The organism is Variovorax sp. E3 (assembly GCF_016082275.1).
Lineage (GTDB): Bacteria > Pseudomonadota > Gammaproteobacteria > Burkholderiales > Burkholderiaceae_C > Variovorax.
Window position 1 is genome coordinate 70,855 of the sequence record NZ_MOWM01000006.1, and the last position, 16,790, is coordinate 87,644.

The 16,790-nt window shown below is 64.0% G+C and carries 11 protein-coding genes and 2 pseudogenes; 11 read left to right on the forward strand and 2 right to left on the reverse strand.

Going from position 1 to position 16,790, the window contains the following annotated elements:
- Positions 1-251 precede the first annotated feature (251 nt).
- From BMG07_RS03860 to BMG07_RS03875, 4 genes are all read left to right on the forward strand, one after another.
- Positions 252-1,055 carry a DUF6528 family protein gene (locus BMG07_RS03860; RefSeq protein WP_198083430.1) on the forward strand — a complete coding sequence of 268 codons (804 nt, stop codon included), beginning with the start codon at positions 252-254 and terminating at the stop codon, positions 1,053-1,055.
- 117 nt (positions 1,056-1,172) lie between these two features.
- Positions 1,173-2,201 (forward strand): glycerophosphodiester phosphodiesterase family protein, encoded by a 1,029-nt coding sequence (locus BMG07_RS03865; protein ID WP_198083431.1) that lies wholly within the window; start codon positions 1,173-1,175, stop codon positions 2,199-2,201.
- Between the two features lie 169 nt (positions 2,202-2,370).
- Positions 2,371-3,351, forward strand: coding sequence for a peptidylprolyl isomerase (locus BMG07_RS03870; protein ID WP_198083432.1), 981 nt, complete (start codon positions 2,371-2,373; stop codon positions 3,349-3,351).
- A gap of 5 nt (positions 3,352-3,356) precedes the next feature.
- Positions 3,357-4,244, forward strand: a complete 888-nt coding sequence (locus BMG07_RS03875; protein WP_198083433.1) for a hypothetical protein — start codon at positions 3,357-3,359, stop codon at positions 4,242-4,244.
- A 306-nt stretch (positions 4,245-4,550) separates the two neighbouring features.
- Here BMG07_RS03875 and BMG07_RS03880 read toward each other — a convergent pair.
- Both BMG07_RS03880 and istA read right to left on the reverse strand, forming a co-directional pair.
- A pseudogene (locus tag BMG07_RS03880) lies at positions 4,551-5,048 on the reverse strand (ATP-binding protein); the annotation flags it as partial.
- Positions 5,041-6,365, reverse strand: a pseudogene (gene istA, locus BMG07_RS03885) (IS21 family transposase); the annotation flags it as partial. The pseudogenes BMG07_RS03880 and istA, both read right to left, overlap by 8 nt.
- Positions 6,366-6,569: 204 nt before the next feature.
- On the opposite strand from istA, the gene BMG07_RS03890 reads away from it, so the two are divergent.
- From BMG07_RS03890 to BMG07_RS03920, 7 genes are all read left to right on the forward strand, one after another.
- Positions 6,570-7,646 carry a DUF6531 domain-containing protein gene (locus tag BMG07_RS03890; RefSeq protein WP_198083434.1) on the forward strand — a complete coding sequence of 359 codons (1,077 nt, stop codon included), beginning with the start codon at positions 6,570-6,572 and terminating at the stop codon, positions 7,644-7,646.
- Positions 7,643-10,582 carry an RHS repeat domain-containing protein gene (locus BMG07_RS03895; protein ID WP_198083435.1) on the forward strand — a complete coding sequence of 980 codons (2,940 nt, stop codon included), beginning with the start codon at positions 7,643-7,645 and terminating at the stop codon, positions 10,580-10,582. The genes BMG07_RS03890 and BMG07_RS03895 overlap by 4 nt, the downstream gene beginning before the upstream one ends.
- 791 nt (positions 10,583-11,373) lie before the next feature.
- On the forward strand, positions 11,374-11,739 hold the full coding sequence (locus BMG07_RS03900; protein ID WP_198083436.1) for a transposase: 366 nt from the start codon (positions 11,374-11,376) through the stop codon (positions 11,737-11,739).
- A gap of 558 nt (positions 11,740-12,297) precedes the next feature.
- On the forward strand, positions 12,298-13,314 hold the full coding sequence (locus tag BMG07_RS03905; protein WP_198083437.1) for a LacI family DNA-binding transcriptional regulator: 1,017 nt from the start codon (positions 12,298-12,300) through the stop codon (positions 13,312-13,314).
- A 217-nt stretch (positions 13,315-13,531) separates the two neighbouring features.
- The gene (locus BMG07_RS03910) at positions 13,532-14,404 is read left to right on the forward strand and encodes an aldolase (protein ID WP_198083438.1); all 873 of its coding nucleotides are present in this window, start codon (positions 13,532-13,534) and stop codon (positions 14,402-14,404) included.
- A 74-nt stretch (positions 14,405-14,478) separates the two neighbouring features.
- Complete coding sequence (locus BMG07_RS03915) at positions 14,479-15,789, forward strand: extracellular solute-binding protein (RefSeq protein ID WP_198083439.1); 1,311 nt, start codon at positions 14,479-14,481, stop codon at positions 15,787-15,789.
- Positions 15,790-15,849: 60 nt separating this feature from the next.
- Positions 15,850-16,785, forward strand: a complete 936-nt coding sequence (locus BMG07_RS03920) for a carbohydrate ABC transporter permease (protein WP_198083440.1) — start codon at positions 15,850-15,852, stop codon at positions 16,783-16,785.
- The last annotated feature ends 5 nt before the right edge of the window (positions 16,786-16,790 follow it).

Below are 16,790 nucleotides of genomic sequence, written 5' to 3' on the forward strand. Positions count from 1 at the left end.
TATTTCAGTAACAGTGAATAAATAGACTGGATGCGGTTCAGAGTCTGGGCGACGTGCCTCTCTGCCATCGCACTCATTCCAAGGATCACTGTCATGCCTCCATTGCCGGCCCGCCCTGCGGGCAAGGTTCGCGCCGCACTGTTTCTCGCTTCGGCGCTGCTGCTCGGCACAACAAGCTCGCACAGCGCTGCGCTTCTGCCTGCGGCAGCGACGCGGTTCGCAAGTACGAAGTCGACGGCGATCGTTCGACCGTGACATGGTCGTGGTCCGCGCGAACCGACAGCAACATGCCCGAGGCCTACAAGTCGGGGCTGTTCGACAAGATCGACGAATGCAAGCCTGTTCTCGACGCCAGTGCGGTCCTGATCACGGCATCGACCGGCGGTGTTGCACTGGTCGACCTGCAGAGCGGCCATGCCACGTTCTGGGCGCAGGTGGCCATGGCACATTCCGCCGAGATGCTGCCTGGCCATCGCATCGCCGTGGCTGCATCCCTTGCGCCGCAGGGCAACCGCATCGAGATCTATGACGCGGCCCTGCCGGGCCGCATGCTCCACGCCACCGAGCTGTACTCGGGCCATGGCGTCGTGTGGGACGAGCACCGGTCGCAGCTCTACGCCCTGGGGCACGAGGCCATCAGGGCGTACAAGCTGGCGGATTGGGACTCCCGGACGCCGCGGCTCGCGCTGGTGACGTCCTGGCCGCTGCCGGGCAAGGCCAACGGACACGATCTCGCCAGCCTACCGGACGGCCGCGGGCTGGTCCTGAGCACCCACGACGGCGTCTGGCAGTTCGACCCCGACACCGGTGTCTACGCGCCTTTTGCGCCACTGGCGGACCTGCGGGACGTCAAGGCCGTCAGCGTCGAAGCGCGCACCGGCCGCATCGCCTTCCAGCAGCCCGAGGAGCGCTGGTGGTCCCATCGCATCCGGCTGCTCGCACCCGAAGCTTCATCGACGTGCCGGACATCAGGCTCTACAAGGTGCGCTGGCTGCCCGACCGCGCGACGCCCTGACGGCCCCTCGTGGAAAGTTGCGGGCCCTCGTCCGCTTTAATAATTAAGTCACAGTGAGTTAATAGGATTGAGCCGGTCTCTTCCGACAGCGCATTTCGCGTCACCAAGCACCGCAACCGTGGCGGTGCATCAACCAGCAACGCACAAGGACTCTTGCATGAAACCATCCCCATCGTCTTTCTGGTCCGCGTGCTGCGCACTGGCCGTCCTGTTGCCAGTCGCCACGCTCACCACGAGCGCACACGCTGGTTGTGGCGCTTCGGCCCCCACCCGGCTCAATGGTCTGTTCTACGGCCCGGCCGCAGGCAACGCGTACGTGACCGTGTTGGCCCACCGTGGCCTTTGGGGCCGGTACAACCCGGACAACCACGCGGTCGCCGAGAACTCGCGCAGTGCGGTCGTGAGTGCGGCGGACCATTGCATGGACGCAATGGAACTGGACGTGAAGATGACCCAGGATGGCGTGCCGGTGCTCATGCACGACTACAACCTCGGCCGGACCACGAACATCTGGACAAGGGTTTCCGGCGGCCGCAAGTACAGCCCGGAAAACGGTACTGGCACCAACGACACCGTCAGCTCCCACACGGCGCAGTTTGTCGGGCAACTCCGACTCCTGACGCCGGATCGGTCAACGACAACCGGCGACTTCGTCCCCACGGTCGCTGCTGCGATCACCGCAGCACGGTCCCACCCCAACGATGCGCCCATCGTGTTCGACGTAAAAACCGCGGATGCCGCGCGCGCTGTCAGCAGGGTTGCTAATCAACTCGCGCAAAAGCCGACTGACACCATGGCCATGAAGGTCAATGCGACGCTCTACAAGAGTCAGGCCGCCTTCCATGCGGATGTTCCCAACATGCGCGGTATTCCCGTCTTCGTGACCAACAACCTCTCACGCATCAACGTGGCGCAAGTGCGCGACGCCTGGGCGGCGAATTCGAACAATGTGGCGATCGAGGCCAATGTGAAATCGGTCAACGGCCTGCTGCAGGGCGAGCTGTTGGACTGGGCCAAGGGCCGGAAGTCGCCCGTCGGGACGTTCAATGCGATCCCGGACTACCCGGGCGGTGGCGGCCGCTTCTACGACAGCGACGGGCACTGCTGCTACAAGCTCGAAGACAAGTACGTCACCTACAACGGCCGCAAAGAGACTGCGACAACCGAGGCGACTGGAACTACCTGAACAACCAGGGCTTCACCTTCGTTACCAGCGACAACTCCGTCGCCCTGTCGGATTGGTACCTCGTGCGCGGAAAGCACTAAGCCGCCTCTGGCCTTTCGTTGCCGGAGCGGCTCGCGACGATCCCCCAAGCCCGCGCGCCCCTCCGGCCCCCCCTCCGCAAGAGAACACCATGAACGCAATTGCAATCGACGGCCGCACCGTGCGTCGCGCCGTGCAACTGGCCTGCGCGACCCTCGCCTTGGCTTTCGGCATGCCGCATCTGGCTGCATCAGCCGAGCCGGCACACGAACCGTCCGTGATGATCGTCGGAACGGACCACTGGTCGGCTCAACGCCTCGCATGGTCGATGCTGGCGGCCGACGCGCCGCTGTCGATGGATGCCGGACAACTGGACACCTTCGCACAGGCCTTTTCCCAGCGGCACATCCTGGCCAAGGAGGCGCAAACCGCAGGCTTGGCAAGCGATCCGCGCATCGCTGAGCGCCTGGCGCTGGCACGTGACACCATCCTCGCGGACGAACAGGTCGCCCGTCTGCGCCAACTGGCACCGGTGGATGCCCGGCAGGTGCGTGCGCGGTATGACGCCGACCCGACGAGCCACGACGAATACCGGCTGAGCCAGATCCTCGTGCGCATCTCCGACAACGACCCTGCCGTGCCGCCCGCCCAGCGCCGCACAGCGGCACAGGCCCTGGCCCGCGCACGGTCGATCCAGCGTCAGCTGGAGCACGGCGCGCACTTTGCCACGCTGGCACGCAGGGTTTCCGATGACGTCGACAGCCGCGACCATGGCGGCCAACTGCCCGAGATGTTCGCCATGGATCTGCGTGCCGATCTGCGGTCGGCGGTGGCAGTACTTCGGCCGCAGAGCGTCAGCGAGCCTCTGCTCAGCAGCGACGGCTACCACCTGATCCGACTCGACGAGAAGACGTCGCCCAATTTCGAGTCAAGCCGGCGCCTGCTCGAATTCGAACTGCGTGACGCCTGGGCCAATGCCGAGGTGAGCCGCCTGCGGAGCGGCGCGCCCGTCATGTTCGACGCCACAGCTTGGCTCGCGCAGCGCGACCGACTGCTCGCCCAGGAGGGCGCGCACACCGTCGTCCCACAAGGCACCGTGGTGCAAGGCTCAAGTGCAGTCGGCCTGCGTTGAGCGCGATGGCAATCTTGCACATTGAACCCGCCGGCCGCTCGATGCGGCGGCGGCTCGCGATCGGTGTGGTGGCACTAGCGGTTGGGGCGGCGTTGGGCGCCGTTCTGTCGCAGGCGCCGCCAATCGGCCCCGGCACCGATGCCGTCGCGAGCGCGTCCATCGCCGTCGTTCGCGACTGCTGCACCGCATCGACGACCTCCGCATCTTCTCAGGCTGCGGCTGCCGCACCATGGGCCGCGGGTGCGAGCCCGGCCGATCCTTATCGCGAGGCGCGTCACTACGCCGACTGCCTTGCGCTTCAAGAGTCGGATCGGCAGGCACCTGCCGACGGCACGGACGAACGCTACGCGATCGATCCGTCCGGTGCGTTCGCTGCAGCGCTCCTTCGCGCAGAACAGGAACAGCGCATGGCGTGCCAGATGGTCGGCCCCTACGAGTACCGCCGGGTCGAAGCGTTGATGCGTGAAGCGGCGACCCTCGGCAGTACGGACGCGCGCTTCTTCCTGCTCGAACACCGGGTGCAGGAGGCCCTCACGGCTGCCTCGGCTCTGCGTGACCAGGACCCGACCGACACGAGCGGCTTCAGGGACGCCGCAACACTGGCCGATGTCGAGCAGATGGCGCTGGCTGGCTACCGACCTGCGATGACATTGACCGCGCAACTGCTGAGATCCAACCTGCTCGCCGCAGCCGACCCACAACGCTCAGCCGCGTGGCAACTCGCGGCCACGCAACTTGACTACCCGCAGCCGATGACGGAAGACCAACTGCGCGGCACCGGATTTTTCGACGAATTGAATCCGGAGGAAGCTCAAGCCTTGCTCGGCGAAGCCGCGGCGCTGCTTGGCCGTTGCTGCGCCGCCCAGACCGTCGATGGCGTGGCCCGTCAATAGGGGACGATCGAACTCTGCCCGCGAACGAAGCCCGACGTCGTGGGGGCTTTGGAGGGTCAGTTTTCGGCGGCAATCAGCAGCAGCCGCGTAGCCGCATCGATGAACTGCTGCTGCATCGCTGGCAGCACAGCTGACCTGTCCGCGCCGAAGGAGAAGTGAGCCAGGGGTGGAAGCCGACGCTGTGATGGTCGGCTGTGGATAAGTGTATGTCTTGCCTCGGTCTTTGACCTCCTGATCGCGGTAATGGATTCGCGTGGCAAGGCGCCGTGAGTGGGTGGCGTCGGTTGTATCGGCTTTGGCGCCGCCCTCGCGGGCCTGTTTCCTGGCCTCGACGCGCTTCTTTGCCGTGGCCCTGCTGTGCAGGAAGCGATGGCTTCGTTGCCCGTCTCCACGATGTGGCAGTGATGCGTGATCCGATCTAGTAAGGCGGTGGTCATCTCGCGTCGCCGAACACTGTCGAGCATTCGGCAAAGTCCCGGTTGTGCCCGGCCCACCGACCAAGACAACGTTGTGCGCGGCCTCGGTGAACTCCAGCATCGCGAACTGGTGGACCAGCTTCTGGTCAACCACCGATGCATCGAAGTCGAAGCCGGCCAGATCCCGGTGCACGAGGAAGCGCGCCGAGCTCATTTGGTGCTGCACTGAACGCGTCGACCGATCCGTGGTCTCGACTTGCTGCAGGTGCTCGACCAGCCAGCGTGAGGCGTCCAGGCCGGACGCTATACCTTGCTCCGACAGATCGCACCAGGCACTGGCCACGCCGTGCAGGCGCAGCGCCTTGAGTTCGACAGTCACGTCACGCATGGTCCACCTCCTGTCCACGCAGGCTGTCGTAGCGTGCCGTGTTGGCCAGCGGCGGGGTGACGATCTGCAGCGCCGTCTCGGCACTCTGCGGTGTTGCCGGCGCGGTGAGCCGGCCGAGCACATTGACGACGTGCTCCACGCTGACCCGGCCCGATGGCGAACCACTCTCCAGAGCCAACTCGACCGCCACGATCACCGCGTCCAGCCCCGCCGCCGGCACGATGGCCAACACCTGCGCCATTACGCGATCTCCACCGGCCTGGCGCAGCAGGCCGCGGCGCAGTCGTTGCAGCGCTTCGGGCATGTCGGCGAAGGGCGCACCGTTCCTCAATGCACCAGGCTTGCGCTGGATGAGCGGGATGTAAGTGCTGCCAGTCGTAGCGAGTGCCGCCAGAGGCGCTCAGGCGCTCAGGCGCTCGTGGCGCGTCACTGCCGCGTCTTCTGCGACCACCACGACGCTGCCCGGATACAGCCGCGTGCTAACCATCTGCCCGGCCAGCTCGCAGGGCACCGAGTAGCGGTTGCGTGCCACCGACACCAGGCACGTGCTCGACACCCGGGCAGGCTTCTCTACGTAGCCATCGAAGGGCTCAGGCATGGGCATCAGATGGGGACGCTCGTGCTCGAGCATCTCGGCCACGCTGAACTGGCTGTGCTCGGGGTGGCGCACCTCGTTCCACAGTGCTCGGCATCGCTCCGCCAGCCAGGCATTGAGTTTGACGAAGGAGCCGAAGCGGCGCCGGCCCGCCTCGATCCAGATGCGCCGACGACTGTCCTGCACGTTCTTCTCCACACGCCCCTTCTCCCAGCCCGATGCGACGTTGCACAAGTCGGGGTCGTACAGGTAGTGCGCGCACATCACTGCGAAGCGGGCATTGACGGTGCTGCCCTTGCCCTTGTACACCTTGTCCACTGCGGTGCGCATGTTGTCGTAGATCCCGTGCCGCGCCGCGCCGCACCGCCCAGCGCTGCGAACGATCTCGTGTGGGCGTCGAACAGCATCTCGTGGCCTTGGCTCGGGTAGGCCACCAGCCAGTACGCACGGCTCGCGCACAGCTTCAGGTGCGACACCTGCATGCGGTAGTAGATGCCGCCGACGACCAGGCCTTCTTCACTCCAATCGAACTGGAAGGCCTCGCCGAGCTCGAAGGTCAGTGGAACGAACGCGGTGACGTTGACTGCTTGCCCCTCACCCTGGCGCCAGGCCCGCACGAAGTCGGTGATGGCCGAGTAACCGCCGTCGTAGCCCACCGCCTTGATCTCGGCGTGCAGCGCGCGTGCCGTGCGCCTCTCGTGCTTGGGCCGTCGCGCATCGGCCGTGCTTCGCGCCTGACCCAGCCCGTCATCACAACTACGTTTCCGTCGCCGCCTCGGTGACGTCAAAGTAATCCTTTCGATGGGCAATCACAGAAATCAAAAATGGACATTTGAGTGTCTCGTTAAACATGTCGTTACGCTCGTTCCGAGCATTGCCGCACAGCGCAATGCATCCGAATTCAGAAGAACGAACGAGGGTCACACATGAATTCCGACGCAATCACCGAGCATGGCCATTTCAGCCATCGCCAGATCAAGCGGCTCGCCCTGCAAGGGGCCACAGCGCTCACGTTGCTGTGCATTTCCGGATGGGTGCAAGCCGCCTGCTCCTTGAGCTTCACGTCGCCCAGCAAAGGCGCGAAGGTCACCTCACCCAACATCACGGTCTATGGCACCGGCGGCGGTGATGCCACCACAGGCGATGCCGGCACCGTGACTGCCACGCTCAACGGTTCGCCGTTCTTCAACTACTCCGGCTCCTTCACCGCAGTCGTGTCATTCCTCGAGGGACGCGGGGTTCCGGTCACGCTGCGCCCGGGCCCGAACTACTTGGCGGTATCCGGCAGCGTCGGCGGATGCAGCGCGTCGGACTACATGACGGTGTACTACGACACCTCCGACGTTATTCCTCGCAAGAACAAGGGCGACGGCACAGAGCGCAACGGTCCGCAGTCGTGCACCGGCAACCCCATCAACTTCGCGATGGGCAACAAAGTGCAGGAGGAAGAAGATTTCCGTAGCGCCTCAGCGCCTTACCCGCTCAAGTTCTCGCGCATCTTCAACAGCGCTGACGGCTATTGGCGCTACTCGTACGCCACGCGCCTGAGGATCAGTGCCGCCGAAGTGGTGCTGCTGCATGCGAATGGCCGCGAGTCACCGTTTGCGCGCAGCGGTTCGACCATTACCAGGGATGCAGACGAGCTCGGCACACTCACGCAAACGGGCACGGGATGGCGCTACGTCGATGTGGACAACACCCAGTACGAATTCAACACCACCGGGCGCCTGACCAAGCAAACCCACCCCGATGGCTGGTATCACAGCCTCTCCTATGGCGCCAACAGCGCGGTGAGCGTGACGGACGGATTCGGCAACAACATCAGCTACACCGAGGACGCCCACTTCCAGCCCCGCTCGCTGACAACGCCCAACTTCAGTGTCGCCTACAACTACGACACCGCGAATCGGCTCACTTCCGTCACGAAGACGGCCGGTTCGGCCGTGACGAGCCGCACGTACACTACGAGAACGCCGCCAACCCGCGTTTTCTCACGGGCGTGACCGACGAATTGGGCGTGCGTTTCGCCACCTACATCTACGATTCGCTGGGTCGCGCGACGAGCACCACGCACGCGGGCAACGCCGGGCTCACGCAGGTGGCCTACAACGCGAACGGCACGACAACCGTGACCAATCCGGTGGGCCGTGCCACGACATACCACTACGTTGTCGTCAACGGCGTGAAGCGCATTTCCCAGATCCAGGGAGAGCCGGCACCGGGATGTCCGGCAAGTAACTCGTCATTCACCTACGACGCCCGAGGCCTGCTGTCAAGCCAGACCAACGCAACCGGCAGTGTCACCAGCTTCACCTACAACACCCGGGGCCTGGAGGCCTCGCGCACAGAAGCGCTCGGCGCGCCCGAACAGCGCAACAGTGCCACGACCTGGGATGCCACGCTGCCGTTGCCCACACTGGTCGCACAGGCTGGCAGGGAGACGGCATACACCTACAGCACCAGCGGCAAGCTGCTCACCGAGACGGTCGCCGACACCAGTGGCACGTCGGGTGCCGCTCGCACGAGTCAGCAGACCTACACAACCGAAGGTTTGGTCCACACGCGCACCGCGCCCAACGGAGCGGTCACCACCTATGCGTACGACACCCGTGGGAATGTGCAAAGCGCGACCAACGCGCTGGGCCATGTCACGACCTATGCGTACGACACCGCCAACCGCCTCACGAGCCAGACAGATCCGAACGGACTGGTTACCACCTTCACCTGGGATGCGTACGACCGGCCGCTCACGCGCACCATTGGCACGGGCCCCGGCCAGATCACAACCCTGAGCTATCACCCCACCGGCACGATTGCGACGGTATCGCTGCCCACCGGATTGGTCACCAGCTACATCTATGACGCCGCTCAACGCCTGACGGGCTGGAGCAACAACCGCGGCGAGAGCGGCACCTATACCCTCGATGCGGCTGGCAACCGCCTGACGGAGCAGACGCTCAACAGCTCCGGATCGATCGCGTGGACAACTGCACGCACGATCAACAAGCTCAACCGAATCGCTACTCAAACACGGGGAACGAGTCAGAGCGAGAGCTTTGGCTACGACGCGAGTGGCGATCGCATCGCTCAGACCAACGGACTGAACCAAAGCACCCACTGGAGCCTGGACGCACTGGCCCGCGTCAAGACCATCACCGATGCGGCCAACGCCAGCGCCGGGCTCAACTACAACGCACTCGATGGCATCACTCAAGCCAGTGACTTCAACACGGTTGCTACCAGCTACAGCCGCGACGCGCTGGGCAATGCCACCACTGAAATCAGCGCCGACAGCGGCCCTCGCAGCCGCCAGTACGATGCCTTGGGGCTGCCCAGCCAGATTACCGATGCACTCGGCCAAGCCACGAGCATCACCCGCGACGCACTGGGGCGTCCGACCGGCCTCGTCTTTGCAGACGGCAAGACCACAACACTGCGCTACGACCTGAGTGCCAACAGCAGGGGCTACCTCAGCGAGATCATCGACCGCTCCAGTACCACCGAGTACACGCGCGATGTGCACGGACGCGTCACGCTCAAGAAGCAGACTCTGGCGACAGGCGGAAGCACGGCCAACGTGCAGCAGGTCGCCTATACCTACAGCGCCAGGGGCCAACTCGCCAGCATCACGTACCCGGGCGGTGGCGTGCTCAGCCACTTCTACGACACGACCGGCCGCCTAGTGCAGCTCGGATGGAATGGCGCACCGCTGATCGATGCCATCACCTGGAATGCCCTCGGGCAGCCGACCGGCTGGAACTGGGCCTTCACCAACACCAGCCCGAAGCTCGCTGCCAACCGCAGCTACGACAACGCCGCGCGACTGGCCCAGACCGAGTTCAGCAGCTACACCTACGATGCGGCCGGCCGTATCGGCAGCCTCACCCAAAACCTCTGGGGACCTGCCGACAGCAATCCCGGCAACAGCACTATCGCCGCGGCAGACACCACCTGGAGCGTCGGCTACAGCGCGACGGGCCGCATCATCAGCTTCTCCGCCACTGGGGCCACTGGCGACAGCGCCAGCTTCACCTACGACGCCAACGGCAACCGCACGGCCAGCACACGCGTGTTGGCGGGCCAGACAACCCAACGCGGCTACACTTTGCAGCCGGGCGCCAACCGCCTCGCGGGCTTCAGCCAGACCATCAACGGTACCAGCAGCACCAGCGTCGCCTATGGCTACAACGCCAACGGCGATCTGACGAGCGACGGCCTCAGAAGTTACGGCTACGACGCCGAAGGTCGCTTGGCCACGGCTACCACGGGTGCAAACGACATCAGCCCGACCACCAGGTACGCCCACAACGCCTTGGGCCAGCGCGTGTTCAAGACCGAGCCGCTGTACCCGCCCAGCCAAGGCGACGAGAACGACCCTGGCTTTTGGAGCAGCCTTGTGGCGTTCTTCACCAAGCTGTGGAGTCCGACCACAACACCGGCCGAACAGCTGGGCTACGCCTACACCTACGACGAGCAAGGCAGTCTGATCGCGGAGGTAGGCAGCGGTGGCACGAACAGCTCGGGCGAGGCGCAATACATTTACCTGCCCACGGCCAACGGCCCGATGCCGATCGTCGCGGTGGTCAACGGCTCCCGCTATGCAGTGCACAGCGATCATCTGAACACACCGCGCAGGCTGACGAACGTGGATGGTCAGGCCGTTTGGCAATGGGGGTACAGCGCGTTCGGGGAAGACCAGCCGACGCTCGCGAAAAACCGCTTCGCCAACCCTGAGACGACGCCCAGCGCGGGCACCACCACCATGCCTGAGGTGAAATTCAATCTGAGGTATCCAGGGCAGTACGCGGATGAGGAGTCGGGCCTGTTCTACAACTACTTCCGCAGCTATGACTCGAGGACGGGGCGATACAGCCAGCCGGACCGATCGGGCTGGATGGTGGGTGGAATCGCTTCGGGTATGTGGACGCGAATCCTCTGAGCTTTGTGGATCCGCTAGGCTGGACAGCACAAGCTACTTCAACAGGTCCGGCGGTAGAAGTCTTCTGAATGGCCCCTCGAATGGAAATTGGGGCGGAAAATGTTGGAGTGGCGGCCAGTACTCATGCAGGGGGAACCCCGTGGGCGATGCACCGCCGACAGACAGCGGGGACGCCTGCTACAAGAGGCATGATCTCTGCTATGTCGCATGCGGACCCAATGGTGCATGCCGGACGGTGTGCGACAGGAATTTGGTGGATGAGTTGAGAGCGCTACCTGATGATCCGCAACAATGGCCTCAGCCTCCTCGTCCAGGCACGGAGTCGGATACCCGTGCCTATCGGGACTCCGCGATCGGAAGCTTTCGGTGACCATTTCCAGATCAATCGCGTGGTGGGCGCTTTTTGTATGCGCCTCATTGCTCACTTGGACTGCATACAAGACTCTGTGGGCGTCCGAGTTTTACTGGGGCTACCTGTCTTTCCTCGGGATCCTGAGCGTCGTCGTCGCGCTTGCTGTTCTCCGGCAATCTGGATGGAAGCGCTTGCCCATGCTTGGCGTGGTCGTTGGCCTGCTACTCGGACAATGGTGGTTCGTACAGGCAGTGATCTTGCAGCTTTTTTGGCGCGTAGGCGGATTCGCCCCGTAGTCCGCTCCTGGGTCAATTGGCTGAGCTCGAGTAGCGCGGATGCAAGCTCACCCACGAGTGCCAACGTCTGCGCGGTAAGCGCTCAATAAACCATGCCCTTGTGCGCCGAACGTGGGAACGTGATGTCAGAGTGGACGGAGGGGTTGGCCAAGCGCCAGTTGGTCCTGGCATGCCGCGAGCCGGGCGTGTCGGTATCCCAGCTGGCGGGCGATTGCGGCGTCAACGCGAATCAACTGAGCGCGTGGGTGCGCAAGTTCGTTCTCGCGGCAGCCAGTTCGACGGTGCCAGCGAGCAGTGGCACAGAAGTGACGCAGGCTGCCTTCGTGGCGGTGCATATCGACGATGTGCCTGTGGCTTCGCAGCCCGCCGAACGGAGCGCGTGTGTTGACCTGCAGGCTCGCCTTCCGAACGGCGTGATCGTCGATCTGCGCGGGAGCGACATCCAGCAGGCACGCGACTTACTCGACGCACTGGGGAGGTTGCGATGTTCCGCTTCGACGAAGGGCTGAAGGTTTACCTTCACCGCGAGCACATCGTAAGCGCACGGTGAAGTCATCTTGATTGCCTGAGAGTCGGCAGGCATCGTGTCCGCGATGAATGACGTGGACGCAATAGATGGTGTCGTTAAGCGGGCGACCCGTCGCGAGCACAGCGCGCGGTTCAAGGCTGTTCGCTGATACCGTGGGCGGCGCGAATGCCAGCGCCAATCTGAACTCGCTGATCGAGACAGCCAAGGCCAACACGTCGAGCCCTACCGGTAATCGCTTCTCCTTGCCCACAGTTCGGTCGCTTCGTCTGCCGGCGTCTGCAACGCGCGCTCGGCCGAGGCGGCCGGCGCCTGTCGTGCGCAGCATGTCTGCGTCGCGCATCGGTGAGCAGGTGAGGGCGCTTCGGATGGCCTCTGGGCGGTCCGGGGGAGACCTGGCCTGCGCCTCGGGGGTGTCGCGTTCGATGCTCTCGCGCATCGAGGCAAGGTCATATTGCAACGGAAACGACTGACGAGACACTTCGCAAGGACTTCGGTGCGACGAGGTAAGCTACGCAGATAGAGTAATCGATTGCCCAACATGCTGAGCACCACAACCAAACGTCCTACCGTCGAAGACGTTGCGCGCAAGGCAAACGTGTCGGTTGCAACCGTCTCACGCGTTCTCGCCAATGTCGACCCACGGCGCTTTTCCGCCGAGACCGCGGAGCGTGTGCGAAAGGCCGCGCGCGAGATGAACTATCAGCCATCGGAACTGGGGCGATCGCTGCGCACAGCCACTGCCAGGGCGGCAGCGCTCTTGGTACCCGACACGACGAACGAGTTTTGTGCCGACGTTGCGTCTTCGCTGGAAGGAGCGCTGCAGCGAAACGGCTTGTCCATGATGCTATGCAACACTGCGGAGGACCCGGCGAAACAGGACGCCTACCTAGAACAGATCGAGAGTCGTGGCATCTCCGCCATCGTGCTGCAAGGCGTGGTGGAGAGCCCTGCGCTGCTCAGGATGTCCGCAGGCGGCACACCGATGGTGTTCGTCAGCCGCCGCCCGCCCGATCCGGTCAAGGGCGACTTCGTCGGTGTCGACAACCGCGGCGCAGGGGCGGATGTAGCAGATCACTTCCTGTCGAAGGGATACGAAGACTGCGCCGCGATACACGGCTCGCTGCGGTATGCCGCGAGTCGCGAGCGCCTCATCGGCTTCAGCGAGCGTCTGGGCCAGCACGGCGTATCGCTCGTTGCCGAGCGGCGCATTCAAAGTCAACTCACGCCTGAGGCCGGCCATCGGCACGCACGGGCCTTGCTGAGCGGCAAAAGCCCGCCGCGAGCGATCTTCTGCGGCAACGACTCCATCGCCTACGGCGTTTATAGAGCGGCGATCGACATGGGGCTACGCGTCCCGAATGACTTGGCGATCTTCGGCTTCGACGACAACCGACTTAACCGTTGGCTAGCCCCATGGCTCAGCACGGTCCATGTGCCGGTGAGCGACTTCGGTGAGGCCGTTGCGGGTCTCTTGAAGGAGCAATCACTCGGCGGCAAACGCGAGCCGCGGACGGTCCTCCTCCCCCATTCGCTTGCCATTCGCGAATCCGCGTAGGACTCAGGAGCGCCGCTTGTCCCCCCGTCCGATTGATCCTTTCGGAGCTTGAGAGCCATTCGGGTAAACGATTACCTTGAAGATAAGGTAATCGTTTACTCTTCGCTCAATCGACGAGCCAGAACAGCCTTCGCGAGGACGCCGGGCCTTCATTTGCACGACAGGTACTGGTCCAGCGGAGCGTCATCAAATAAACCGACCACGACAGCGAGATCCCATGTCCAAAACCTCCCCTCTGAGTGCCCTCACCCGCCCGTCTGGTGCGTTCGCCATGCTGGCAATCGACCAGCGCGAATCGATGCGCGCCATGTTCGCCGAGAAGCAATCGGGCACCGTGACCGACGCACAACTGGTGGACTTCAAGCTGGCTGCGTTGCGTGCCCTGACGCCTTACGCGTCGGCCGTCCTCATCGACCACGAATTCGGCTGGAAGCCTGCCATCGCGGCCAAGGCCGTGGCCCCGACGTGCGGCTTGATCGCTGCCGCGGATCGGTTCATCGCGAGCGCGGACGAACTAGTCTCGAACGTCGTCATCGACGAAGAAGTCGACCCCGCCACCATGAAGGAGGACGGCGCGGTCGCGCTCAAGCTTCTGGTGTCGTGGCGCCCCGACGAGCCCGCGCAGACGCGCATCGACATGGTCAATGACTTCGTCGCACGGTGCCGGACCGCGGGTTTGATCAGCATCATCGAGCCAGTCTCGAAGAAAGCACGCGACGGCCGCATCTGGGACATGAACCTTGGGATCGCGGCCGCGGCCCGCGAACTGGGCGGCCTCGGCGCAGACCTTTACAAGGCCGAAGTGCCGCGCCACGGCAAGGGCGGCGAGAAGGCCGTTCGCGACGAATGCGCCCAGCTGACGACGATCATCCAAGGGCCTTGGGTCGTGCTCTCCTCCGGCGTCGCGCCCGACGACTTCCCGCGGGCGGTCGAATGGGCCTGCAAGGAAGGCGCGTCGGGTTTCCTGGCCGGTCGTGCCGTCTGGCGCAACGTCATCGGAAGCGCCGATGTCGAGAAGTCCTTGCGGGACGATGCCGTCGTTCGCTTGCAGCGCCTGTGCGAGGTCGTCGACCGCGTCGTCGCGCACTGAATCCGTTTCCCACCACGTGACCGCATCGAGTCACTTCTAAAGCAACCACTGGTCCAAAGGACGAAGGAGAAGACATGCGCATCAACTTGATCCGTGCCGCAGCCGCGCTGGCATTGGGAGCGGTCACTGCAATCGGCAATTCCGCGATGGCCCAAGCCTTCAACTGGAAGAAGTACGACGGCGAGACGATCAACGTCCTGCTCAACAACCACCCCTGGTCGAATCAGATTCGCGATATGGCGCCGCAATTCACCGAGAAGACCGGCATCAAGGTTCGCATCGAGATCCTCAACGAAGACCCGCAACGCGCGCGCCTCGGAACACTGCTGCAGGCGAAGGCGTCGGACATGGACGTCTACACCTCGCTGAAGATTCGCGAGGGCTCGGTTTACAACAAGGCCGGCTGGTATGCCGACCTGAACCCGATGATCAAGGACCCCACGCTGACATCGCCGCAGTTTGAGTTAAGCGACTTCGGCGCGGGCTTGATCCGCAACGAGACCTTTGGCGGCAAGCTGGTCGGCCTGCCGATCAACGTCGAGGGGCCGCTGTTCTACTGGCGCACGGACATCTTTGCGAAGTGCAAGGTAGAGGTGCCGCAGTTCCTCGAGGACATTCCGGTCGCCGCGCAAAAGCTCAAGGCCTGCGATCCGGCACAGGGGGTGTGGGCTGCGCGCGGCGTGCGCAGCGGCGTACCGTACACGCTGGCTGCGTTCCTGTTCAACATGGGTGGCGGGTTCAAATCTGTCGATGGTAAGCAGCCGGGCATGTGCCGCCCCGAGTCGGTCGCCGGGTTGACGATGTACACCGACCTGCTGAAGAACTACGGCCCCGTTGGCGCGACGAACCACAGCTTCCCGCAGGTTGTCGAGCTTCTCGGCCAGGGCAAAGTCGCGATGACGCACGAGTCGTCGAACGAGTTCGTGAACATCATGAAGTACCCGGGCCGCGACGGCGACATCGCGCTGAAGGTGCTGCCCAAGGGAAAGGCGTCGGGGCTTTCGAAGCCGGTCGGTTTTGGCTGGGGCGTGTCGATCTCCGAGTTTTCGAAGAAGAAGGGCCCGGCTTGGTTTTTCCTTCAGTGGGCCACCTCGCCCGAGGTTGAAACCGTGCTTGCGACCAAGGGCGTCGCGCCGCCGCGCGCCTCAGTGTTCAATGGCCCGGAACTGAAGGCATTCGCAGCTGAGAAGCCGGTGCGCCAGCAGTGGGTGACGGCGCTGAAGGAACTCAGCGCAACCGGAACGGGCGACTACGCGTCGCCGACCGACCGTGTCCCCGAAACGCGCGAAATCATCGGACGCGCCGTGCAGGAAGTCGTTCTTGGTCAGAAGACCCCCAAGGAAGCCGCCTGCGACGCCGACGCTGACCTCGCCAAGCTGCAATAGAAAACGTGCTGCGCGGTCCGACACGTTCAGGCCGCGCTTGCCACTAGATCGAGACAACCCATGAAGAACACCGCAACGACGCCGGCCACGTTGGCCCCCGGCGCGCCCCCGGCCGCCCGCCGGGGTACCGTTCCGAACGGCCAAACCGGCATCTCGCTGTCCTGGATGATGTGGCCGGCCGTGCTGTTCGTGGTCGCGATGGTGATCTTCCCGCTGTTCTACGCCGGCTGGATTTCGCTTTACGACGCGTCGCTCGGCACCGAACCTCGCTTCGTCGGGCTTGGCAACTACATCAACCTGGCCAGCGACCGCGAGTTCAAGAACGCTTTCAAGGTTACCTGGGTCCTGTACGGGATCGCGTTGTCAATGCAACTCGTGCTGGGCACTTGGCTTGGCGTCGTGCTCAACAACGTGAAGTGGGCGCGGAACTTGGTGCGCACAGTGGCAATCACGCCGTTCATGCTGCCGCCGGTCGTCGTCGGCATGATGGCAATCGTGCTGCTCGACCCATCGGTCGGCATCGTGAACTGGGTCATCGGCCAAGTCGGCATCCCGCCGCAGCTCTGGCTTGCAGCACCAGACATGGTGATCCTGAGTGTCGCGATGATCGACACATGGCAGTGGACACCCTTCGTCGGCCTTCTCGTGCTGGGCGGACTGCAGTCGCTGCCGGCCACGGTGTTCGAGGCTGCAGAGGTCGATGGCGTGATCGGCTGGCGCCGCTTCGTCTACATCACGCTGCCGCTGCTCGGGCCAACGTTGCTGACCGCCGCGGTGCTGCGCTCGGTCGACTTGCTGCGGTTCTTTGATCTGGTCTTCATCGCGACGCGCGGCGGCCCGGGGAATGCGTCAACGACGATGAACATGTACGCGTACCAGCAGGGCTTCGAGTTCTCCCGCTTCGGCAATGCATCGGCCGCCATGATCACGCTCTCCCTGGTCGTGCTGGCGACCGTCGTGGTCTTCGCCAAGCTGCGCCGCGCGCTCACCTACTGAGGCCT